At 33.7% G+C, this 24,163-nt stretch carries 22 protein-coding genes; 13 read left to right on the top strand and 9 right to left on the bottom strand.

Annotated elements, in window-relative coordinates; translation table 11 throughout:
- Positions 1-292 precede the first annotated feature (292 nt).
- The 6 genes from RT250_RS01835 to RT250_RS01810 all read left to right on the top strand — a co-directional run bounded on the left by RT250_RS01835 (position 293) and on the right by RT250_RS01810 (position 5,490).
- Positions 293-1,897: a hypothetical protein gene (locus tag RT250_RS01835; protein ID WP_313111613.1), complete on the top strand. Its 1,605-nt coding sequence runs from the start codon at positions 293-295 to the stop codon at positions 1,895-1,897.
- Between the two features lie 98 nt (positions 1,898-1,995).
- Complete coding sequence (locus RT250_RS01830) at positions 1,996-2,544, top strand: hypothetical protein (protein ID WP_313111611.1); 549 nt, start codon at positions 1,996-1,998, stop codon at positions 2,542-2,544.
- Positions 2,545-2,553: 9 nt separating this feature from the next.
- Positions 2,554-3,108: a hypothetical protein gene (locus RT250_RS01825; protein WP_313111609.1), complete on the top strand. Its 555-nt coding sequence runs from the start codon at positions 2,554-2,556 to the stop codon at positions 3,106-3,108.
- 170 nt (positions 3,109-3,278) lie between these two features.
- The gene (locus tag RT250_RS01820; protein ID WP_313111607.1) at positions 3,279-3,434 is read left to right on the top strand and encodes a hypothetical protein; all 156 of its coding nucleotides are present in this window, start codon (positions 3,279-3,281) and stop codon (positions 3,432-3,434) included.
- A gap of 9 nt (positions 3,435-3,443) precedes the next feature.
- Positions 3,444-4,250, top strand: a complete 807-nt coding sequence (locus RT250_RS01815; protein ID WP_313111605.1) for a T9SS type A sorting domain-containing protein — start codon at positions 3,444-3,446, stop codon at positions 4,248-4,250.
- Between the two features lie 733 nt (positions 4,251-4,983).
- A complete protein-coding gene (locus tag RT250_RS01810; RefSeq protein WP_313111604.1) occupies positions 4,984-5,490 on the top strand; it encodes a hypothetical protein in 507 nt (168 codons plus the stop codon).
- A 195-nt stretch (positions 5,491-5,685) separates the two neighbouring features.
- On the opposite strand, the gene RT250_RS01805 is transcribed toward RT250_RS01810, so the two are convergent.
- Both RT250_RS01805 and RT250_RS01800 read right to left on the bottom strand, forming a co-directional pair.
- Positions 5,686-7,575, bottom strand: coding sequence for a tetratricopeptide repeat protein (locus RT250_RS01805; protein ID WP_313111603.1), 1,890 nt, complete (start codon positions 7,573-7,575; stop codon positions 5,686-5,688).
- Positions 7,576-7,761: 186 nt separating this feature from the next.
- Positions 7,762-8,145, bottom strand: a complete 384-nt coding sequence (locus RT250_RS01800; protein WP_313111601.1) for a hypothetical protein — start codon at positions 8,143-8,145, stop codon at positions 7,762-7,764.
- Between the two features lie 104 nt (positions 8,146-8,249).
- Here RT250_RS01800 and RT250_RS01795 point away from each other — a divergent pair, with 104 nt between their 5' ends.
- The 3 genes from RT250_RS01795 to RT250_RS13600 all read left to right on the top strand — a co-directional run bounded on the left by RT250_RS01795 (position 8,250) and on the right by RT250_RS13600 (position 11,036).
- Positions 8,250-8,927 (top strand): RNA polymerase sigma factor, encoded by a 678-nt coding sequence (locus RT250_RS01795; protein WP_313111599.1) that lies wholly within the window; start codon positions 8,250-8,252, stop codon positions 8,925-8,927.
- A gap of 269 nt (positions 8,928-9,196) precedes the next feature.
- Positions 9,197-10,465, top strand: coding sequence for a DEAD/DEAH box helicase (locus RT250_RS01790; RefSeq protein WP_313111597.1), 1,269 nt, complete (start codon positions 9,197-9,199; stop codon positions 10,463-10,465).
- Between the two features lie 100 nt (positions 10,466-10,565).
- Positions 10,566-11,036, top strand: a complete 471-nt coding sequence (locus RT250_RS13600) for a GtrA family protein (RefSeq protein ID WP_353963211.1) — start codon at positions 10,566-10,568, stop codon at positions 11,034-11,036.
- A gap of 74 nt (positions 11,037-11,110) precedes the next feature.
- On the opposite strand, the gene RT250_RS01785 is transcribed toward RT250_RS13600, so the two are convergent.
- The 5 genes from RT250_RS01785 to RT250_RS01765 form a co-directional block, all read right to left on the bottom strand.
- Entirely contained in the window at positions 11,111-12,952 is a 1,842-nt protein-coding gene (locus tag RT250_RS01785) for a PLP-dependent aminotransferase family protein (RefSeq protein WP_313111596.1), read from the bottom strand.
- A 171-nt stretch (positions 12,953-13,123) separates the two neighbouring features.
- Complete coding sequence (locus tag RT250_RS01780; RefSeq protein WP_313111594.1) at positions 13,124-13,843, bottom strand: BamP family beta-assembly machinery protein; 720 nt, start codon at positions 13,841-13,843, stop codon at positions 13,124-13,126.
- Between the two features lie 256 nt (positions 13,844-14,099).
- Positions 14,100-14,990, bottom strand: a complete 891-nt coding sequence (locus RT250_RS01775) for an arsenite methyltransferase (protein ID WP_313111593.1) — start codon at positions 14,988-14,990, stop codon at positions 14,100-14,102.
- 34 nt (positions 14,991-15,024) lie between these two features.
- Positions 15,025-15,354, bottom strand: a complete 330-nt coding sequence (locus RT250_RS01770) for an ArsR/SmtB family transcription factor (RefSeq protein ID WP_313111591.1) — start codon at positions 15,352-15,354, stop codon at positions 15,025-15,027.
- 180 nt (positions 15,355-15,534) lie between these two features.
- A complete protein-coding gene (locus RT250_RS01765; protein ID WP_313111590.1) occupies positions 15,535-17,277 on the bottom strand; it encodes an FG-GAP-like repeat-containing protein in 1,743 nt (580 codons plus the stop codon).
- Positions 17,278-17,631: 354 nt separating this feature from the next.
- Between RT250_RS01765 and RT250_RS01760 the strand changes: the two genes are divergently transcribed.
- Together RT250_RS01760 and RT250_RS01755 are read left to right on the top strand one after the other, a co-directional pair.
- Positions 17,632-18,411, top strand: coding sequence for a LytR/AlgR family response regulator transcription factor (locus RT250_RS01760; protein ID WP_313111588.1), 780 nt, complete (start codon positions 17,632-17,634; stop codon positions 18,409-18,411).
- Complete coding sequence (locus RT250_RS01755; protein WP_313111587.1) at positions 18,411-19,517, top strand: sensor histidine kinase; 1,107 nt, start codon at positions 18,411-18,413, stop codon at positions 19,515-19,517. Before RT250_RS01760 ends, RT250_RS01755 begins: the two co-directional genes overlap by 1 nt.
- A 52-nt stretch (positions 19,518-19,569) precedes the next feature.
- On the opposite strand, the gene nhaA is transcribed toward RT250_RS01755, so the two are convergent.
- On the bottom strand, positions 19,570-20,910 hold the full coding sequence (gene nhaA / locus RT250_RS01750) for a Na+/H+ antiporter NhaA (protein ID WP_313111585.1): 1,341 nt from the start codon (positions 20,908-20,910) through the stop codon (positions 19,570-19,572).
- A gap of 268 nt (positions 20,911-21,178) precedes the next feature.
- Between nhaA and ffh the strand changes: the two genes are divergently transcribed.
- Together ffh and RT250_RS01740 are read left to right on the top strand one after the other, a co-directional pair.
- On the top strand, positions 21,179-22,507 hold the full coding sequence (gene ffh, locus RT250_RS01745) for a signal recognition particle protein (protein WP_313111583.1): 1,329 nt from the start codon (positions 21,179-21,181) through the stop codon (positions 22,505-22,507).
- Positions 22,508-22,767: 260 nt separating this feature from the next.
- Positions 22,768-23,649, top strand: a complete 882-nt coding sequence (locus RT250_RS01740) for a bifunctional 5,10-methylenetetrahydrofolate dehydrogenase/5,10-methenyltetrahydrofolate cyclohydrolase (RefSeq protein ID WP_313111581.1) — start codon at positions 22,768-22,770, stop codon at positions 23,647-23,649.
- A 3-nt stretch (positions 23,650-23,652) separates the two neighbouring features.
- Here RT250_RS01740 and RT250_RS01735 read toward each other — a convergent pair whose 3' ends face one another.
- A complete protein-coding gene (locus tag RT250_RS01735; protein ID WP_313111578.1) occupies positions 23,653-24,093 on the bottom strand; it encodes a YkvA family protein in 441 nt (146 codons plus the stop codon).
- Positions 24,094-24,163 lie beyond the last annotated feature (70 nt).

The following is a 24,163-nucleotide window of genomic DNA, read 5'->3' as shown; positions in this document are numbered from 1 at the left end:
CCCTATAAATTTAATGTTAGGGATTTTAATGTTTTAAATAGAATAAATTGGTAATAATATAAGTTTTAGCTTTAATTCTCAAAATAGCTATTTGAGTGATAACTGCAAGGAGTAATTTCTAAAAATAAAAAAATTATAGGCCTAACAGTGAGCCTATAATTAAACATCTCACCTCCATATTTTACCTACTTTCGAATTCGGCAAATTCCTACAAATATTTTAATAAAAAAAACTTTTTAGGTTATTTTATAAATTATGATTAATTGACTTTTGCACATTGTTAATCTATAAAATGGAAAAAATAAAAAATTTATTAAGTAATAAAAAACATCTGCTTGAAGGTCTAAATCTCTTTAAGTTTTTAATCATTATTTCTTTACTGCTTATATCATGTGAAGAGGATTATTTAGAGGAAAAACCTCAAGGTACTAATTCGAATAAAGAAATTGCAGTTGTAAATGGAAGAATGTATTTCCCAAGTAAGGAAGTTTTTGTGGAAACCTTCAAAAAATATGCTGATGAATCTAATGATGAAATTTTTACATACGTGAATAAATTTTACAACGATGATTTTTCGTCATTAAGAATCCCTGTTACGGAATCCAATGAAGAAAAAGTCTTGGAGAGATATCAGAAAAGAATTGAAAGATTATCAAATGAATATGGCCTTAATAGACCCGAAGGAGATATTTATGATGATATAGACGATTTAGAAGAAGTTATTGGTGATGAAGCATTTTCTGCCTTTTTAAATGAACAGGCAGAGATTCAAGTAGGAAATACAATTTATAAATACACGGATGTTGGACTTTTTTATGCAACTCTTGATAATTATAGCGTACTTGATCAATATTTAGAAGTAAAAAATATATCGAAAAATTTATTAGTGCCCACAGACGAAGGAGCGAGACAAGGGGTTGAAAATGATATTCCCAATACTGGTGAAACAATCCTTGAAAATGGCACTTTGTTTTATTTTATAGCTCGTTGCAGTACAGACCCATATAGTCAAAATAGATGCGCTCCTGGCGGTGGAGGTGGAGGTACTGGCGGTGGAGGTGGCCAAACTCAACCTTTAGACGGGCTACAACCTTATTTAGATAATTTAAGTGTTTGCGATAGTCGCAATGGATTATTTGGAACTCTTTTTGGGACTAATAAGATATGTATAGATAAATACGAAAGTGATAGAAGAGTAAAAACTAAAGTTTTTAATTATAATTATTATTTGGTTTACCACATCGGTGCAAAAGTAAAACATCAAAAGAAGGGTTGGACCGGAATTTGGAGACAAGAAGACACAAATATAGTTGCTGCAGGAATTGAAATGGCTCAATTTGAATATGATTACACAAAAATATTGCAACCGAAATTAGGTCAAATTACTCAAACTGATTTTAAACACGCCTACAAACCTTTAAATATTAGATATAATGTGAACACTTCTATATGGAATTATCCAAATGGAAATGCACCTTATACGTTTTTAAGTTCTGAAACCTTTATAAGTAGTAATATATATCCAAGAGTTTTTTGGGATGACTTAATTTTTGAAAGTTATGGAAATAACAACTCAGTTGATTATGCTCTGGGTCTCGCAAATAAACAGTTGACTAGTGATAATTTAAATAAGTTATTTTGGAAAGAGTTATATAAGAATGCTGTAAGTCAACTTAAAAGTTTAACTAATAATAATAACTTCCAGATGCCAAAGGGTATAACTTTAATATCTAATCATCCAGGGTATGGGAAACTCTTCGTACAAAAATCTTATTATTCAAATTGCTCAAATTGTTCTAATCAAGAAAGAACATTTGATTTTGACGGTGCTGCCCAGGTCGGGATAAGTTTTAATGCAAATAATAAGAAGTTTTTATATTCTGGAGGTGCTGGATAGTTGGTCTTACCAAAATCTATGAAAGTGAAAATGTATGGAGTAGCGAAAAGAAATGGAGTATGGCACGGTAGTAAAATAGAAGTAGGATTAAATTAAAAATGAGATTTTTTATATTTTTTTTACTGTCTTTTTCTTCATTTTCTCAAACATCAAGGGATAATGATAGTTGGTGGTCTGATAATTATAACTCGGTCACAACAATGGGCATAAATGGAAATTATGACAGCCGTTTCGGCAATGACAGAGAAGACAAGATACAGAAAGGAGTGGCGGTTGAAATGACTACCCTTCACGGCATCTTTTTGTTCGATTATCTTTCCTTATCAACGGGCTTAGGAATTGATTGGAACTCAAACAGAACATTTTGGTCGATGCCCATTTTAGGCGATTTGCGTATCTATTTTCACGTACACGGTTTCGATAACTCTCCTTTTGTATTTTTACAAATGGGTAAAAATGTAAAAATTGGAGATGTTTTTGTAGAAGGACGTTCTGTAAAAATCGGTGCAGGCATTACCTTGGGTGAAGACAAGAATTTGCAATATGTTTTGGAGATTTTCAAAAAATTTAAAGAAGCAGTATTTGTTGGTGAAACAGGTTTTTATGAAGTCACCAGTTTTGGAGTTTCTTTTGGAATAAAATTTTAAAATAAACTAATGAAAAATTTAATAATTATATTTTTATTTTTCACAATCTTCACGTCTCAAGGACAGGAAGATGTTTCAGCTCAGAAAGTCTGGCGTGTTAATTTTATTAATCCAGGTGTGGAGTTTGAATTGCCCGTTACTAAAAATTGCATTTTTTCATCAAATCTGGGTGTTGGATTTAATGGTGCATATCCGGACTTGGTTTATGGCAAAGAAAACGGAATCATTTATATCATAGCACCGTTTGTGGATTTACAGTTCAAGCAGTTTTATAATTTCGAAAAGAGAGGTAAAAAAAGTAAAAGTATTTCTGGTAATTCCGGCAACTTTATTTCTGCAAGAATAATTTCAATAGGCCCTTCAATTGCGGACAATGTAATCAGAAAGTCAGATTTTGATATTGCAATAGGCCCAACTTGGGGAATTCAAAGAGAATTTGGAAATATTCACATATTGTTTGATTTAGGACCACAATTTTATTTAGATATTAATGGAAATAATGGTTTTTGGCCATTAATGGCACAACTAAATATTGGTTTGAATTTAAACTCAAACAAAATGTAGAGTTACGCTTCAAAATCTATAAAGAGACAAGTGTTTTCTTTTATCCCATTTTTTACGATTATTTTTTTATTAGTTACAAATTGCGTCTTAATATTTATAAATAAATTGGTGAGTAAATTATTTTCAGTACACATTTGCGCGCTATAAATCAATAAGTTAAAATAAAAAATATGATAAAGAAATTACTACTTACGTTGTTACTCCTTTGTGCAATTTTTTCGAATGCCCAGAGCGTGTATGAGTTTGAAACCGAAAATATTGCTTACCAAAATTTGGTTGGCAGTACTTCCTTAAATAATGGGGATGTTTGGGACGATCCATCCTAAACTATACCGATGGGTTTTGATTTTAATATCAGCTCCCATACTTTTAGCACTATTTATATAGTAGGTTGGAGTGTTGGAGGGGTTCTTTCCGCAACACCAACAGACTTTGGAATCTTTCCACTTTTCATACCAATAGGTCAAGATATAGTGAGTAGGATGGATGGTAACGGTATCTCAACTTCCCCCATTTCATATAAAACTGATGGATCCGTTGGAAGTCGAATTTTAAAAATAGAATGGAATAATGTCGGGTTTTATGATGACACCACAGAGAATGATTTTATAAACATACAAATGTGGTTGTATGAAGGGACAAATGTCATTGAATATAGGTGTGGGCCCAATACAATAAACAATCCAAACGAATCCTTTGAAGGTCTCTCGGGTCCTTTGGTTACCTTGGCAACATCTTTAAATATTGAGGACGACGAATTAGTGGACAATGGATATGTTGTAGAGGGGAATCCCGCGAATCCAACAGTGGCTGTTGTTACGCCGGGTAATTTTTATGACGGTGATTATTTACAAGCTTCCATACCTGACGGGATGGTTTATAGGTTTACGCCCAAACCATTATCAGTAGAGGATTTCACACAGAATAATTTCCAAATCTATCCAAATCCTGCTTCGGAATTCTTGAATATTAAGTCAAACCTAGACAATTACAATTTCAGTATTTATAATTCTCTTGGGCAAAAAATGATTGCAGGCTTATCTACTAATAAAATAGACATATCTGACCTGTCCAACGGAATCTATTACATTATGATAGAAACGGAAACAAGTTCAGCTACCAAAAAATTCATAAAGCAATAATAAACCTATAATTTTTGTAGGCTTAAAAATTTTCAGAAGTAAACAAAATGGGATAAACGTTTGCGTTTATCCCATTTTGTTTGCGCAAAAATCCTTGAATTCTTAATATGCTGTTTAGCGTAAGTATATTCTTAAACTGAAAAACTTTCAAAATAATTGAAACAACTCGGTATTTATAGCTTGAAGCCAAACGATTTACTTATTATATCTTGAGCGTTTTCCTTTCCTTTTTGATCTATAGCAGAATCTCAAATAACAGTAGAATTCACCTCCCTCAAAACAAACATTCTTCCGAATCCTATTCTAGATTTACTTCCCATAGCGCCATCGCGTTTCCTTTCCGATACTGCTCCATTTTAAATTTTAGATCTTGGTATCGGAAAGGTAATGGGGTTTATGGATTTATAAATTTGATTGGGAACGTTTTAAAATGCTCATTAGAAATTCCGAACTTCAATAGCAGCAGAATCAAGCGGACTCAATTTCAAAATTTAATCTTCCAATAGTTGAATATTTAAGAAAATAAAATTTTGGGTTTGTGTCCAAGATTTTTGTAGAGAAGTTCTTTTCCAGGAATGGAGCCTTTCGCGGAATGTAGGGGAAAGTGCTGAACGGTTAGTAGAGCGAAGCCATAAGCTCATTGCGCAATTGGAAACTGAACAACCACCAAAGAGTATCAATAGAATAGCATACCTAAAGAGATTTGTCAAGTCTATAAGCGAGCCCGTTAATTATGAATAAAAGACTCGATGAACAGTTTGAAAAAGTATTAGCCGTCTACCCAAAAGCCAAAGGATATGCTTATGTACTTATGGAAGGTCCTACTCAGGTTTTAGAACAGAAAATGGTCAGCATCAGTCCGGTCGATAACACAAAAATACTGAAGGAGATTACCGATCTTTTAAAAACCCATACTCCCCAAGCCTTAATACTTGAAGATACTAACGGTAAATTCTCAAGAAAAGGCGGAAGAGGAAAACAACTAATAAGGAGTCTATGTTTGAGTGCAAAGTATCTGGGCATTTCAGTATATTCGTATGCACGTGAAGATATCCGATTTGTTTTTGAAATTTGGAGAGCGAAGACGAAATATGAAATTGCCGAAGTAATTGCTAAAAACATCAAAGGTTTTGAGATGCTATTATATCCAAAACCTAAATATCCAGGTTCACAAAAATATTTAACTGCTTTATTTGATGCCGTCTCGTTAGGTATAACCCATTATTATAAGACTACCTAAACTAGAATTTGTTATATCTATGCTTAACCAAAAAAAAGCCAAGAAGAATATTCTTGGCTTTTCCTTTATTTATTTAATAGCGGGAACTGGACTCGAACCAGTGACCTTTGGGTTATGAGATTAATATAAAAATTAGAGAAAAAATGCATTGTAAATCAATTTTGTACAAATTGTATTAAAACACTATTAAACTATTCAAATGTTGTACCTATGTTGTACCCACAAAAAATAAAGGCTCCACCATTTCTGCTGAAGCCTTTTGTACTCGAGGCGGGAATCGAACCCGCACGTCCTAAAACACAGGATTTTGAATCCAGTGCCTTTTGCTTTAGAATTTTTGATTTTACCAATTCCATTATCTGAAACTTTTAGAAATAATGCCTCATTTTGTTTATTAAGGCTAATTTTTATTTTTCCTTTCATTCCTTTGGGGAAGGCGTATTTTAATGCATTTGTCAAAAGTTCGTTTACAATTAAACCTATGGGCACGGCAGTATCTACATCTAAATTTAAATCGTCCATGGCACATTCTATTTTCACTTTTTCTTCAGCATCAAAAGTGTCAAGCACGCCTTCGCTTAAATTCATAAAATAATCTTTCATCTCAATACTACCTAAGTTTTCTCCTTGATATAACTTTTGATGAATAATACCCATACTTTGCACACGGTTTTCGCTTGCAATCATTGCTTCTTTACTAGCCCCATCTTCCAATTTTGCTGATTGTAAAGCGATGAGGCTTTTCACCAATTCTAGATTGTTTTTTACCCGATGGTGAATTTCTTTTAGCAATAACTCGTTTTGCTTATTCTTCGCATCCAACTCAGTGTTTAATTGCGAAAGCACCTTTCGTTTTTTACGAATATTCTTTAGTGTAAAATACATTCCGAAGAGAATTATAGCCAGCAACCCAGCAATGCCAATATAAAGCCATTGAGTTTTTCGTTGTTGTGTAATTTTTTCCTGCTGGCTTAGAATTTCGATGTCTTTCTGCGCAGTTTCATACTTTACTTGAAGTTCACTATCCTTGCGAGCAATTATGGTATTTAAGTATTCTGTATGGTCTTGTTCGTAAAGCTCGTGATATTTAAGCGCGTTTTTATAATCACCCAATTCACTATAAATATTTGAAAGATGCATATAGTTTTCCCAAAGGTTTTTGGTATTGCCTATTTGCTTCATTATTTCAATCGCTCTTAAATTATAGGGTAAAGCTTCGGCATATTTACCTTGCAAAATATACACGTGACCAATATTTGCAGTTGGTGGCATGGTATACCGCAGCAGTCCAATTTTTTTTGCACCCTCATAGCAACGATTGTAATCTGCAATAGCATCTTCATAACGTTGCATGTATTTGTAAATATTTCCGCGACCGTTGTAGCAAGCTAAAAGAGGGGCATCAACAACTCCTAATTGTTTATAAAGGTTGATAGCACGATTCATACTGCTTAGACTTTTACCTAAGTCACCTAAGAATAATTGATTTTCCGCAAGCCGCCGATAGGAGAGAGGTAGATCATCTTTATAATCGTATTTTTCTTGAATTGCTATTGCCTTCTTGCAGTATTCTGCGCCTTCAGCATAGCTGTCTGAGTAGTAAAGTAGGTCGCTTATTTTTGTGTAACACTGTGCTATGCCGCGCTGATCGTCTATTTCTTCATAGACAGCTAATGCTTTATAAACAACTTTAGACCCTTCGTCGTACTCTGCAGTTCCACTGTAATTTGTTGCTAAAAGTAGGTAGGTGTTTGCCAATTCTTTTGGCATTTTTTGCTTTTTGTAAATCGATATAGCTTTTTTTAAGTAAACAATTGAAGAGTCGAGGATGGTGTGGTCTTCATGCCATTTTGCCAAACCGATAAACAACTTTGCAAGGGTTTTATAATCCTTGCTTTTTGTTGAAATTGAAATAGATTTTTTGAAATTAATGAATTCTGATAGCGTGTCTTTATTCTTCGGAATAGATTTTTCCGAATTTAAATACGAATTTTTAAGCGTGTCTTCTTGGTTTTGAGAAGGAGTGTGAGGAAGACTACTCCACGAAACGCAAGCTAATACTATAAAAAGTAATAGTGGTTTCATCGTATATTATTAGAACTTAAATTTACGACTAAAATATTTTTTATTAGTGAAAAAGCTGTTTTATTTCATTTAATTTGTTGAAAATGAAAAATATACAAGTAAATCTATTAAATAAATACGAAAAACCCTTCCTGTACTTAATTAAATAAAGGGAAGGGTCTTCTTCTGAATTAGAGGATGTAATTTTTAGCTTTTAGAAGTGCTCAATCTAGCCAAAACATAGGCAGAAATAGCCATTACCATATCTCGAACAGCCACATCAGGATGGTGCCAGGTTAGGAGTAAACTTAACCCTATAAGTATAAGCCATAAAGAAACGATATATGCCCCTAATTTAGTTTTAGTAAAAACGATAATTCCCGCAATTATCTCAATTACGCCTACAACCATCATAAATGTTGCTCCGCTAAATGGGAGTATATCCAAAGTAGAAGGTGAAAGATAGGTATCCCACTGTACTAAAATGTTTAAAAACTTATCCAATCCAGCCACAAGAGGAACTATTGTAAAGGTGTACTTTAATAAGGTTTGTAACTTATTGATTTCAATGTTGTTTGTTATTGTTGCCATGGTTATTAATATTTATGTTCTATTGTTTTGATGCAATAAACCACAAGTGGTTACATATTTTGTAACTTTATAATACTTGCGGCATCTAAAAAGAAAAGGAAACAATGAACTCAACTCAGACGGACAGATTCGCATTAACTAAACTTTCTGATACTCAGATTGTAAATCGGGTTTTAGCAGGTGAAAAAGAATTGTATGAAATTCTATTGAGACGTTATAATCAACGTTTTTTTAGGGTAATAAGAAGTTATATTAATTCTGAAGCTGATACTCGCGATATAATGCAAGAAGCTTATGTAAAGGCATATTTAAAGTTGTATCAATTTAGAAGTGAATCTTCCTTTTCAACTTGGTTAACTAGAATTGGAATTAATGAGGCATTACAGTTTATTCGAAAACAGAAACGCCAGTCTACCAATTATGGTTCAACAGAAAGTCTTGATAATATAATTCACTTGCCAGATACCAATACAATGAATCCAGAAAAACAAGCCATAAAATCTGAAACGCGCATTTTAGTTGAACAAGCTGTCGATTTGTTACCAGAAAAATATAGAATTGTTTTTGTTCTTCATCAAGTGGAAGGATTGTCTAATTCTGAAATTGCCGACTGTTTAAAATTGTCTGAAAGCAATATAAAAGTGCGGTTACATCGTGCTAAGAATATGTTGAGAGATGAGCTTTTTAAAACAACACTCGATTCTTCTATTTATGAATTTGGAAATAAGAAATGCGATTTAATGGTAGAACACGTCATGGAGCGCATTCAATATTTACCATAATTAGTCCTTGTCTTGAACTATTATGAAGTTAGAATTTATTTGCGTTCATAGGTCTATAAGTTGATTTTATGATGCTTAACTGTGAATGTTATCACAAAAACAGTCTCCCAATCGAGATAATAGCTGCGAAAAACCCCCACGGAGAAAATTAGACGTATATTCGCCGCATATTAAAACCGTCTTCTTAGTTTTAAAGGTTCTTGAAAAGACCACATTCTAAAAGCGCCGCGATATACTATCTCCAAGCGCAGCGGTCCTTAAATAAATTTATGACATTTAAATCACTTGGGCTATCCGATGCCCTGCTGAAAGCAATCAGCAAAAAGGGATATGAAACGCCTTCGGCTATTCAACAAAAAGCAATTCCTTTAATTTTAGAACGAAAAGATGTGTTGGCCTCAGCACAAACAGGTAGTGGTAAAACTGCTGGTTTTGCCTTGCCATTATTACAAATTTTACAAAACCAACCAACCTTGCACAAACGACCAGTTCGTGCGCTTATACTTACTCCAACTCGTGAGTTAGCTGCTCAGGTACAGCAAGAATTTAAGGATTATAGCGAATTTACAGACCTACGATCAACTGTTATTTTTGGTGGAGTAGGAGCTAATCCTCAAATTAATGCACTGCGTAATGGTGTAGATGTTTTGGTGGCAACACCAGGACGACTCTTAGACCTTCATAATCAACGTGCGCTTTCACTTTCAAAAGTTGAAGTCTTAGTTTTGGATGAAGCGGATAGAATGTTAGACATGGGCTTTGCTCGTGACATCAAAAAAATACTTGCACTACTTCCTTCAAAAAGGCAGAATCTCTTGTTCTCTGCAACTTTTTCAAAGGAAATAAAAAAACTTGCTAATGAATTTCTTCATCAGCCTGTTTTAGTTGAAGCAACTCCAGAAAATACTACAGTAGAGAAAATTGATCAAACAGTTTATAGAGTTGATAAAAATCTTAAGACTGATTTAATTATAAAACTTATTTCTGAAGGTAATTGGCAACAGGTTTTAGTTTTTACTAGAACTAAGCACGGTGCCAATCGCTTAAGTGAAAAACTTGAAAAAGCGAAAATTACTTCAGCTGCTATCCACGGAAATAAAAGCCAGGGAGCTAGAACTAAAGCGCTTGCAGGATTTAAGGAAGGAAAGGTTCGCGTGTTAGTTGCTACCGATATTGCAGCTCGAGGGCTAGATATTCCATTACTTCCGCATGTAATTAACTATGAATTACCAAATGTTTCTGAAGATTATGTTCACCGTATAGGAAGAACAGGTAGAGCAGGAGCTAGTGGAGAAGCGTTATCATTAGTTAGTCTTGATGAGGTTGGATATTTAAAAGATATTGAAAAATTGATAGGAGAACGCCTACAAGCGAAAACTCTTCCCGATTTTGAACCTACTGAGACTATGGCCGATGTTAAAGAAGCTGAAGCAGAAAAGAAAAGACAGAAAGCGGCCCATCATAGTCGCGGTCGAAATCCTGGTAGAGGTAAAGTCCCTTCAAAAGGGAAGAGCACCCGATCTAGTAATAGACGATAAATTAAACCTAAAAAGGGAAGCTAAATTTAGCTTCCCTTTTTTCATTATATTCTAATTCGTTACTTCCGCTTTCTTATCTTAACTTTGCGCCCTAATTGCAATGAAAGAAAGCCTTATCAAATTTATCGACGCCTTTTACTTTTTGTTTCGGCGTTTTCTTCCTTTAAAAACATATCGGTATGCGGTCTGTGGAGGAGGGAATTTGGTGTTTGATACATTCCTATATTTTATTTTTTACAATTTCATAGTAGCAAAACAAAATGTCGATTTGTTTTTTGTAGTGCTAAGCCCACATATTGCTTCTTTATTTTTTGTGTTTCCTATAACCTTTGTGACTGGGTTTTTACTTCAAAAATTTATCACTTTCGAGAAGTCTAATTTGCCGTGGAAAGTTCAGTTTTTTAGGTATTTCTTAGTTGCCATGGGAGCGCTAGTGCTTAGTTATATCTGTATGAAGTTTTTTGTTGATTTGCTCGGTTTTTATCCTACGCCATCAAAAATACTCACTGTGTTTATAGCTGTTGCATACAGTTACATTCTTCAAAATAAATTTAGTTTTAAGGTAGTTTAATTGGGTTTTTGCTAAATACAAAAGGCACATCTACCAAAATAAACGTGCCTTTTATCAATTCTTTATTTTTAGATTTACATACTGTCTACAAATTTTAAAAACACCTTTTTGTGTAGATCCAGGTTTAAATTTGGAGAAAGGGCTACACGAGCGATATAGTCTTTATCACCTTCTTTAGTTGTTCCTTGAGTTGAGGTTGCCGGAATCGTCCAGTAACACCCTTTTAATTGCCCATAACTCACGCAATATTTACTCTCGTTTGGAATTTCAGTAATCATTAAATTGATGAGTTTGTGGTTTAAAGCTCGTTTATATGTTTCTTTTTCTTCAGCAGTATTCCCTTTTGTAGGTAAATCTAATGAGAAAACAGAAGGAGTAAAACCTTGCTCAGCCAATTCTTCCGAAACAAAATTAATTTTAGCATCAGGTAGTGCTTCGTGAATAAAGTTTACAAATTCGCGTGTGTTTTCGTACGCATGGTGAATTCGTTGATTCATAGATGGCAATTGTTTTGCAAGTATTTCATATTGAAGTTGCGTAGCTTCGTTATCACATAAGCTTAGATGTTTTTTAATCTTCTGCATCAGAGCTTCCGTTTTGTCATTACCTGCGCAATATCCTGCTGTACAAAGTCCGCCACTTGGAAATTTAGAACCACTAGCAAAGGAAATTGTTCTTACTGTTGAAAGCATTTCACCTTTTCCTAAGAAGTGAACGTTCGGACAAAAAGTTTGGTCTAATATAAACACAGGATCGATAGCAGTTTCTCCCGATGAGGTTTTTCTTTCCTTACTTAAAACCTCTTTTAGCTTTTGAAGGTTTGGAACTTCAACTCTTGGGTTTGTAGGGATTTCTGCAATGATATACGGAACAGCATCTTCTTTAGCGATTTTAGCCAACACGGTGTCAATACTCTGAACCATATCGTTATCACCATCAACTAATAGATCTTCAATCTTAACATTTTTGATACTTGCAGCAACTCGTCTTGCTTGGTCGTTTGTTCCTCCATAACAGTTTGGTGGGACAATAAACCTGATGTCTTTTCCCTTATGGTTTTTAAGAGCATCGTGTACTAGCCCCATCATAATTGCATATTGAATAGATAAGCCACTTGTTGCCACTAAAGGTTTTGAATTTGTACCGGTAATTTCTTTAATCGATTCTAATACTTTTTCCTTATCAGTTTGACTGATGTCGTTGGTTTCAACTTTAGAATTTTTAACTATTGCTTTTAAGGCTATCAAACAATTATTCGGCGTCATAGCAACAGTCTCTCTTCTTCTTACATGTTGTATTTCGGAAATATAGCTTTCATTGTTTTCGCCGTTTACTATTAATACACTTCCTAGATCTCCATATAAGTTAATGTAGAAATCAACATTTGAGTTAAGGTCGGTTTTAGAAATTTTATCTCGATGTGAAATTAAAACAGTACTTCCGTCAAATTTAGAAATATCGTCTGCGTTTTCTACTTTCTCTACCTCGAAATTATAACCATAAACTTCTTTTAAAATTTCAGTATTAAAAATTCCAGGTAGCTCATCTGTGTATATTATTTGAGTGCTTTTATTATCGAAATGGTTTTTGCGTAGGATAGCTAATACAGGAATTGTATTTGATTGAAAACTTATTACGTTTTCAGATTTCAAGTTATCGAATTTAGCAATGGCCCACTCTAAAACACAAGATAATGGATGCCCTAATCTAATATAATCGTAAGCCGTAGGTAATTCGGAAAGTGCCTTGGCATCAGCATTATTTGCGGCATATAAGTTTTCAAACTGCTCTAAAAACTGTGTTTTCGCTAAATCTTCATTGTAAATATCTAGCCGATGTGTTGTTAGTTTTAACCAGTCGGCTGGCATATTTTTTATTACGGTGTCTATATAATTCAATAAATTATCGTTATTCATATATTTCATTTTAGGTAAGCAGTAGTATAAGGTTACTAGATTTCTTCTAAAACCTTTTTAGCTACAATTTATAATTTGTTTAGCATTTGGCTAAATCTGGAACAAAGTTAAAAAGGAAAAACCGTAATACATTTTTGAAAGCTCTTTTAATACAAATTTAGCTTTTGGGGATTATTGGTTTTTAAACTCTCTGTTCTTCCGTTTTAGAAAGTGAAGAATTTCAATGGTGCTTTGTTTAAGTGTTTTTTGATAGTCTGGATCAGCCTCGCAGAAAAAAATAAATGAATAAATTTTCAATTTGTCGATATTTAGTTCATCTGTAAAATAGGTTTCTGGAAATTTATCAAGGAGTGTTAGGGTTAACGCGGCGGTTTTATCGAACTCTAAACGTTTTTTTAGCATTTTAGTCCTTCCTGAAATCATATTTACCACTGCATCTACAGGTCCAGAATTTGCTGCGTACAATTGCCTTTGGGTTTTAGTAAGTTTAGGTCTATCGGCATTTGGAAGCCCCATGCTAGTTGCCGTTATTGTTTCCTGTATTGGAATTATTTTAGCGTCAGAACCTATATATCCAGTAAGGGGTTTCCGTAAAGTAACGGTGCCTAATTCGTTCATCTTTTCATTGAGATGAATTATGATTTTCTTGTTAGTTATTTGTTCGACACCGATAACCAGGGTAGTTGTTTGAATATGAATAGCCGAAATAGAAAGGGTATCTTTTTCTTTTACCGAAATTAAAAACCTTCCATTTGCATCGGTTACCGTTCCTTTATTTGTAGAAACATTAAAGATGTTGATTCCTTCAACGTCAATATCGTCAGCTGCATTAATATTTCCTTCTAATTGTTGTCTTTGAGAATATAAACTGCTGCTCAAAAGGATAGTCATAAGTACCGTTAAAAATCTAAAAAAGGTTTTTGTTTTTGATGTGTGATGAATTTTGAAAACCCCTGTCATTAATAAATCGATTAATTATCGAATTTAATTCTAAAATTAGAAAGGTTTTTTAGACTTTAATTCTTTTAACTAAGAATTAGTATTTACTTAAAACAGTTTAATTTTATTTCGGTCCAAAATTAACTTAAAACGCCACTTTCCGAAGTTTGAAAAGTGGCGTTTTTTTTTATTGAATTATCACTAGTTACTAGCAGCAGCTTGAAGCTGGACCACAGCAAGAAGTGTTGTCTTGAATATCAGCTAGATTTAATTTAGGTTTATTTGATTTCTCACCTTCTTTTTCCGCATAAACAGTAATACTAAATATTCCTGTATCCGAATTATTAAAGGCGTTTACTTCTTCAGTCGAAAGATATTTTTTAAGAATATCATCAGGAATAACGATTGGTTTTTCCTTTTGAATTTGAACATCTACAAAACCAGCATCTTGAATAAATTGAAGGTATTCTTGTTTCTGAATTGCTCCAGCCACACATCCTGCATACATTTCGGCGTCTTCTTTTAAGGCATCGGGAAGGTTGCCAACTAATACAACATCGGAAATACTGAAATGTCCTCCGGGCTTTAAAACTCTATGGATTTCGCCAATAACTTTTTGCTTGTTAGGAACAAGGTTTAATACACAATTACTTACAATTACGTCGGCGGTGTCGTCACCAACAGGCATTGCGTCTATATCACCTTCTCTAAACTCAACGTTGTTATAACCTAATTTACCAGCGTTCATACGCGCCTTTTGAATCATAATAGGTGTGAAATCAATACCGATAACTTTTCCTTCTGCACCTGTTTCATGTCTAGCAACAAAACAGTCATTACCCGCGCCAGAGCCTAAATCGATTACAGTATCACCTTTCTTAATGTGCGCAAATTCTGTAGGAAGACCACACCCTAACCCTAAATCAGCATCTTCTGAATACCCTTTAGTTTCGGAGTAATCGTCCATCATGATGTTGTAAACTTTATTGGATGGAGTGGTGGCGCCACAACAGGAAGCTGCATTTTCAGCTTTGTCTTGTTCTGCAATTTTTGTGTAGCGTTCTTTGACGATATCTTTTAATTCTTTTTCGTTTTTCATAATATATATTTTAGGTGTGATGATGCGTATTTGTTTAGCAGCATTCTGTTGTAAGAATGTCTTGGTCTAAAAACTCGTGCATAACTAACTTCATTTTGGTCCAATTTTCTTCATCAATGCAATAGCAAACTTTTGTGCCTTCTATATTTCCTTTAATCAGTCCTAAATTTTTCAACTCTTTTAAATGCTGGCTAATAGTAGGTTGTGCTAGTCCAATCTCTTCAACCAAATCGCCACAAATACAGGTGTTGATTTTAAATAAATGTTGAAGAATAGCTACGCGAGCTGGATGACCAAATGCTTTTGCAAAGTTTGCAATTTGATTTTGCTGTTCCGTGAATTTTTCAGATTTAGTGATTCCCATTTTTTGAGTTAATTAATACATTGCAATATTACGATTAAAGGATTGATATATTACTAATACATTTAATTTTTATTATAAATTTGGCAAAGTGAATTGATAGTAAAACAAAAAAACGTGTAGAGTTTCACAAAGAAAACCTTACACGTTTTTACGCTTGTTAAAATAGAAGAAAGTATATTTCTATTTAATAATTAATTTTTGCGAGGAAATTTTATCTTCATTTGATATTTTCAGAATGTATTCGCCTGCACTTAGGTCACTTACTTCAATAGTTTTAGAAGTTTGATTATTATTAATTTCACTTTTTACTTTTCTACCGTTTATATCAAAAATTGAGATTGTCGATTTCAATGCGTTAATAGGAAAATGTATTATTAAAACATCATCTGCAGGCACTGGAAAAACTACATAGTCCAGAGTATTTTGAGAGTTTGTACTCAATTGTATATCGTTTCCTTCAACTACTTCATATGTTTTGTTTTTATTAATTTCATTAAAAGTTTGCACTGCGCCTGAAGGCCATTCTATGATTACTTCAGAAACATTAGTAGCATCACACAGTCCAAAATGATTGGTGTAACTATTTTGACTACAATATCCACTTGCTGCTTCAATTTGGCGAATCTGCCAAATTTCATTTCCATTAATCGTAGCTTTTACTTTAACCTTTGCACCTATGGCTGAACCGTTAGACGGATTACCAACACATTTAATTTTAATCCAATTATTGCCACTTCCTGTGTTTTTAAATAAAGAATTGCTTTGGTTTTCGTTTAGAGTGTTTGCTAAAATAACATCTAGCCAACCGTCATTATTGTAGTCTCCAAAAGCACAACCAAAAGTATTTCCTTGGTGGTTGGCTAAATTACTAGTTGTATCTTTTGTGAAATTTCCAAAACCATCGTTTATATAAAGTGAATTTTTAGTTTGTCCGGTATAATATGCATTGCAAACAAGTAAATCTAAATCACCATCATTATTAACATCGGCAAAGGCAGAACCAAACGAACTTCCAATTTCCGAAGCGATTTCAGAATTTACTTGTTCTATAAAAGTGCCATTTTCATTGATAAATAACTGGTTTGCTTGTCCGTTCCAGTTAGCCACAAATAAGTCAAAATCACCATCATTATCTACATCTGCCCAAGAGCTTCCAGCAGAGTTTTTTCCGTTTTGGGTGATAGCTAGATTAGTCATTTGTGTGAAGTTGTTAGGTCCATCATTTCTGTATAGCGAATTTGTAGAATTGTTTTCATTGGTTATAAATAAGTCACTGTCGCCATCACCATCATAATCAATCCAATTAATTGAGCGGGAAGTAAGAGTTTCATTAGTAATCGATAGACCAGTTACCGCTTCAAAAGATCCATCACCTTGATTTTCGAAGTATAGGTTTCTAGTAGAAACTATACTGTTTGTGATATAGGCATCCATATATTGGTCGTTGTTGAGGTCTATCCAATTTGCCATTTCAGAGTAGGTTAAAGGCGCTCCAATAGCGTTACTCGGTTCATAGTTAAATGTGCCATCGCCATTGTTTCTATAGAAATAATTTTTCTTTCCAACACCATTTCTACCATAGGTTACTACCAAAGCATCCAAATCTCCATCATTATCAACATCGGCGAAACTCGCGCCATCTGAACGGTCGTTGTCTAAAACTATGTCGTCTGTTGTAACTGTGGTAAAAGTGCCGTTACCATTATTTATGTACAACATATTGTTTTGACCTGATGCCGGTCCGTTGGTAAAGAAAATGTCGTCCCAACCATCCCCATTTATATCAACAAAGTTAGCACTTCGCGAAGCAGATGGAGTTGTAGTAATATCGTCTAGAGTTGCTTCTTCAAAAGATTGGGCATTGGTGTACTCTGAAAATAATGCAATGAAGCAAAAGCTAAAAGGTATAATAGTTTTAATCATAACAGTTTGGTTTTGGGTTTTTATAGATTGAGCAAGCACTTTACAGGTGTAAAATTAATTTTTAAAAGCCTCGTCTATTCAGTGTTTGTTGTGAACAGATGAAAATTGTTTTAAACTACCCTCAAATTGTTTTAAAAACTTAAATGACACATATTGAAACCTTATAATAGCTTAAGTTCTTAGAACTTTCACAATAAGATGTGAATCGCTTAATATTTGATGTAAATAGCCCAAAAATGAATTCGAAGTATAGTCTTTTAAGTGTGGAAATAATTTATGCAACTAAAATAACAGCTAGGTTTTACTACATTTACTTTTTTAATATTCTACTGAATTTTAAAACTACCTTATCGAATGAAAATTAGTTGCTTAATAATAGATGATGAACCTTTAGCTAGAAAGCGATTACTTTCATTGGTAGAGGAGGAGAACGTTTTAAAACTTCTCGGGCAGTGCAAAACAGGTAAGGAGGCAATTTTAAATATAGAAGAATTACAGCCAGATATTATTTTTTTAGATATTCAAATGAAGGATATGAATGGTTTTGATGTTTTAAAGAATTTAAAAACTGAAAAAAAACCAATGGTCATTTTTGTCACAGCTTTTGATGCGTATGCGGTAAAAGCTTTTGATGCTTTCGCTTTAGATTATTTACTTAAACCATTTAAAAAAGAACGGTTTCAGCAAGCTGTAGCTAGAGCAAAACAGCAATTTTTTAAAGAAACCGAAAACAGCTTGGAAGACAAATTCAAAAAACTCTTTCAATATATTGATAATGAAGGTTCTCAAAAAAGTAAGAATATTTTAAAGGATAAATTTCCGATTAAAATTGGCAATACCGTGTCCTTTATTAATTATTCAGATATTCAATATATGTTAGCTTCAGGAAGCTATGTTGAAATTTGTACGGCGCAGAAAAAACATGTTCTTCGGGATTCTCTTCAAAACTTGATGAGTAAAATGAATAGTAATCAAATGATTAGAATTCACCGATCTACTATAATAAATACTCATTTCTTAGATAAAGTAATACATTCAAATTTTGGTGAAATTGATGTGCTAATGAAGGACGCTTCACTTTTTAGAGTTAGTAAAAGCTATCGTAAGGACCTATTAAAAAACATGGGAGTGTAATGGGATTAAAAAAACACATCGATATTAATCTCCTTAAATACTTAGCTCTTTTTTATACCATAGTTGTGCTATTGGTACAATTAAAAAAAAGCTATTGGAAAATTATGGGTACAACTAGTTATGGTCCACTAAGTTGGGGGAAACTTTTTAACTACGGTGTTCTTATAGATTGGGTTGTGGTTATATTGTTTATGACTTTTATTAGCATATTAACAAAGTTGATGTTCGAGAAATGGGGCGCTAAGGGATGGAAGAAGATTATTTGGGTGCATGTTTTTTTTTCTTTTTTTATTGGATACTTCATCTTTTTTATGACTGCTGTAATATCATTATTAATTGGAGAAACCTCTTTTTCTGAAGCATCACGATATCTGTCTTTTGATTATTTTGTTTCAGTAGTAGAAGTGAACTTTCTAGTTTACTTTGCTATGATAGGAATAATAAACGTCTATTATTACATTAAAAAAGTTCGCAATATCGAAATCCAAAAAGCACAGGTGGAAACGCATTTGGCAACAGCCAAACTCAATATGTTGAAGGCGCAACTACACCCTCACTTTATTTTTAACACCCTTAATAGTATTTCAGCATTAATAGAAATTGACAAAGAAAAAGCTCAGAACCTAATAGCTGATTTCGGAGATCTTTTTAGAGATATATTGGATTATAAAGATGAGAATTTGATACCTCTTCACAGAGAACTCGCTCTTTTGGATAAGTATATTGAAATTATTTCCATCAGATTTTCAGATCATCTATTGGTGGAGAAGGATATTAATAGCGATGTGCAAGATGTACTAGTGCCCCATATGCTTTTACAACCTATTTTCGAAAATGCAATAAAGCACGGTTATGGTTATAATAATACCGAGCTAAAAGTAAAATTGAAAATTTATAAGAATATTGATTATCTTTTTATTGAAATCAAAAATAATGGTGAGCCACTTACAGATTCTTTTAAAGCTTTGTTACATAAAGGAACTGGTCTAAAAAACACTCAAGATAGACTAAATACGCTATACGGAAACGAAATAGAGTTTTTTGTGGAAAACAATAAAAGTGACAACACGGTCGTCACTTTTATGAGAATTCCTTTAAATGTATAATTAAGAATCGACTACATATTTCATTTAAAATATTTTACACTCGACCTTAAATTTAAATTTCGTCTGTTGTTTTCACAACGTTTGGATTGTGATTAAACTGCCCTTTATGGGATTTGTAGTAAAGTAATCCATAGCCAATAATAGCTGAAAGGAATGAGCCAATAAGGATTCCTATTTTAGCAGAATCTATATACTCAGGATGTGTATTGAATGCCAAGCTGGCGATAAAAATAGCCATTGTAAATCCGATACCTGCTAAGAAAGATACTCCAATTATTTGCTTGTTTGTAATATCGCTAGGTACAGTGATAATTTTAAACTTTCTAGCTAAAAAGATTGTCGTTGATATTCCTATACTCTTCCCTAGAATTAAGCATATAATAATATTTATAACCAAGGTGTTCTCAAGTCCAGTATCACTTGAAAGTGCCACTCCAGCATTTGCAAGAGCAAAAATTGGAATTACAATAAATGCAACCACATTGTGAAGTTCGTGTTCTAAAGCCTGTAAAGGTGATCGGTACTTGTCTGCCCAATCCTCTAAGTCGTCAATCAGTACTAGCTGTTCAGCTGAAAGTACTGGTTTCTGAAGAATGGTGCTTTGTTTTATAGAATTTACAATTCCTTCAAGTTGATGAGAGAATTCGTGCGTGCTAATTTTTTGACGAACTGGTACGGCAAAAGCCATTAAAATACCCGCTAAAGTTGGGTGTAGTCCAGCTTTTAGAAACAGCAACCAAACTATAAATCCAAAGAGCATAGTTAAATACTTAGAGTAAAAACCTTTGTAGCTAATGAAATAAACGAAGGCCAAAAATGCAAGTGCAGATCCCAATAACACAAGGTCTAAACTACCGCTATAGAAGATAGCAATTACAAGTACAGCACCTAAGTCGTCTACAATAGCAAATGCGGTTAAAAAAATCTTTAAACTTAAGGGAACACGGTCTCCAAGAACTTTTAAAATTGCCAATGAAAAAGCAATATCGGTAGCCATAGGAATTCCCCAACCTTTAAGGGTTTCGGGGTTTTGGTTTATTAAAATAAACAGTAATACGGGCAATACAATTCCTCCGAGTGCCCCAAACAAAGGGAACATAACTTTTTTGGTGGAATTAAGTTCCCCAATTAAAAACTCCCTTTTAATCTCAAGACCAATCAAGAAAAAGAAAATGGCCATAAGCCCATCATTAACCCAAAGTAGCAAGGGTTTTTTCAATTCAAAATTATCGGTAACTATACCCAATTCATATTCCCAAAGTGATGAGTAACTATCTGCAAAGGGGCTATTTGCCCAAATTAAAGCAATTATAGTAGTAGCTAGTAATAGGATACCAGTAGCACTTTGGAGTTTAACAAACTTTTGAAAAGGGGAGAGTATAGCTTCTTTCATATTCTATTTCTTATGTATAGGGGGCAATATACCAATTTCGAGGTGGTTTTGTTATGTGTAGAAGGGTGCTTTAAATCGTTTTATGAAAAAATTATGATTTTTTTAAGTACAACCTCACAACACGAATATATTTAAAATTAGTAAAAAACCTAGTTTAAGACATATATAATACAGTGTACTTTTTTGATACTCCCTTCCATAGTGTTATCTTTGCACTCCAATTCAATAGCTTTAGCTAAAGAGTTAATAATATAAAGAAAGCAACAATATGTTCGATAATTTAAGCGATAAGCTGGACAAAGCGTTACACGTTTTAAAAGGTCACGGTAGTATTACCGAAGTAAACGTAGCAGAAACTTTAAAGGAGGTGCGTCGCGCTCTTTTGGATGCCGACGTTAACTTTAAAACTGCTAAGGAGTTTACCAATACAGTAAAAGAAAAAGCATTAGGTCAAGACGTACTTACTACAATTCAACCTGGTCAATTGATGGTTAAGTTGGTAAAAGACGAACTTACTCAATTGATGGGTGGTGAAACTGCTGGTATTAACTTAAGTGGTGCGCCTACTGTTATCTTAATGTCTGGTCTTCAGGGTAGTGGTAAAACCACATTCTCTGGAAAACTTGCTAATTTCTTAAAAACTAAAAAGACTAAGAAACCACTATTGGTTGCCTGTGATGTTTATCGTCCTGCAGCAATTAATCAGTTGCACGTAGTTGGAGACCAAATAGGTGTTGAGGTTTATAGTGAACCTGAAAATAAAAACCCTGTTCAAATAGCGCAAAACGCAATTGAACATGCTAAGACAAACGGATTTAATGTTGTTATTGTCGATACTGCTGGACGTTTGGCTATAGATGAAGCGATGATGACAGAAATCGCGAATGTTCACCAAGCAATAAATCCTCAGGAAACCCTTTTCGTTGTTGATGCCATGACAGGTCAAGATGCTGTAAATACAGCTAAAGCTTTTAACGAAAGGTTAAACTTTGATGGGGTGGTACTTACTAAATTAGATGGTGATACTCGTGGAGGTGCTGCCATCTCTATTAAGAGTGTTGTAAATAAACCAATTAAATTTATTGGTACTGGTGAAAAGATGGATGCCATCGATGTTTTCCACCCGGAACGTATGGCAGATCGAATCTTGGGGATGGGAGACGTTGTTTCCTTAGTTGAAAGAGCACAAGAACAATTTGACGAAGAAGAAGCAAGAAAACTTCAGAAGAAAATTGCTAAAAACCAATTTGGTTTTGACGATTTCCTTAACCAAATTCAACAGGTTAAGAAAATGGGTAGTATGAAGGATCTTGTAGGGATGATTCCTGGAGCTGGGAAGGCCCTAAAAGATGTTGATATTGATGATGATGCTTTTAAAGGAATTGAAGCTATTATTCATTCAATGACACCAACTGAAAGATCTCAGCCGTCTGTGATTAATGGAAGTAGGAAAAAGCGCATAGCTAAAGGTAGTGGAACTAGCGTTCAGCAAGTAAATCAATTGCTAAAGCAGTTTGATCAGATGAGCAAAATGATGAAAATGATGCAAGGTGGCGGCGGAAGAAAGATGATGCAAGCTATGAGTAAAATGCGTTAAACCTTCAAAAATTTTCAGAAAGAACTACTTTTTTAAAAGTTTTCCGATTGTTTATTTATCGCTTTGCTAATTTTTTTTACTGTTTTTTTATAGCCACTGCAAATAATGTAGATGTCTAAAATTTTTAAAGATAAAAACAGCTTTAAAGCTAAAAGTGAAAAATTAAGTAAGTATATAATTATATTTTTTTGATAACCAGGCAAAGTTGGAGTGTGGTTTAAAACTAACAGCAACAGCCGCTGAACACATTAAATTCAACCATGACTATTCTAGACGGAAAAAAAGTAAGTAACGATATTAAAAATGAGATTGCTGCCGAAGTTGAAAAGATGAAGGCAAAAAACGAAAAAGTTCCGCATCTAGCTGCAATTATTGTAGGAAATGATGGTGCGAGTCTTACTTACGTTGGTAGTAAGGTTAAAGCATGTGAACGTGCTGGTTTTGAATCTACATTAGTAAAAATGCCTGAAACAACTAGCGAGCTAGAGTTGTTGAAAAAAATTAAAGAATTAAATGAAGACGATAATATCGACGGATTTATTGTTCAACTTCCATTACCTCCACAAATTGATACACAAAAAGTATTACTTACTGTAGATCCTTCTAAAGATGTTGATGGCTTCCATCCTGAAAACTTTGGAAAAATGGCTTTGGATATGAGTACATTTATTCCAGCTACGCCATTTGGAATACTTGAATTACTTCAACGTTATAAAGTTGATACTAAAGGGAAACACACCGTTGTTATTGGAAGAAGCCATATAGTAGGGCGTCCAATGAGTATATTAATGAGTCGTAAAGGTTGGCCAGGAAATAGTACTGTAACCTTAACCCACAGTAATACCAAAAACATTTCTCAAATTACCACGCAAGCAGATATTATTATTTCAGCACTTGGAGTTCCTAACTTTCTAAAAGCTGAAATGATTAAAGATGACGCTGTAATTATAGATGTAGGAATTACAAGAGTAGAAGACCCAAGCAAACCAAAAGGATATGTAATTACTGGTGATGTAGATTTTGAAAATGTAAGCAAAAAAGCATCATTTATTACACCTGTTCCTGGTGGAGTTGGGCCAATGACTATTGCAATGTTGCTTAAAAACACATTATTAGCACGAGAGAGAAGAAGTCATAATTAATGCTTAAAGGCCTTTGCCTTCTTTTATTTTCCAATCGAGATATTTGTGTAAGTCACTTTCTATCCAACCCGTTCCTATAGCTAATACAGATACGTCATCTATGTATCCTATCCCTGGTATAAAATCTGGGATAATATCAAAAGGGTTAAGAACGTACAGTAATGCCAATACGATTGTTGCAAAAGTAAACCACGGGATTTCAGGGTAGACTCTATTCTTGATATCTTTAATCATTCCTATCATGATTTTACCTAGCTCGGCGTATTTTGATAAGGAATTAGCTCCGCTAAATTTTTTATTTATCTCATCTTCGTTTTGAAGAACGATCTCAACGTCGTCATCGTTGATTTTAGCCACTTCCTCCTCTAAATAATCTTCCGTAACACCTGAATCTCGATTACCTGGATTGAAGTTCTTTTTTGAAAATATTCCTTTAAATGACATAAATTTTTTTATTTTAAAGATACAATATTGCTGAGGTTGAAAGTTTTAAAATTTTGTTATAAAATTAAGG

Source organism: Aequorivita sediminis (assembly GCF_032080575.2).
GTDB lineage: Bacteria > Bacteroidota > Bacteroidia > Flavobacteriales > Flavobacteriaceae > Aequorivita > Aequorivita sediminis.
This window is presented reverse-complemented; position numbering and strand designations above follow the sequence as displayed.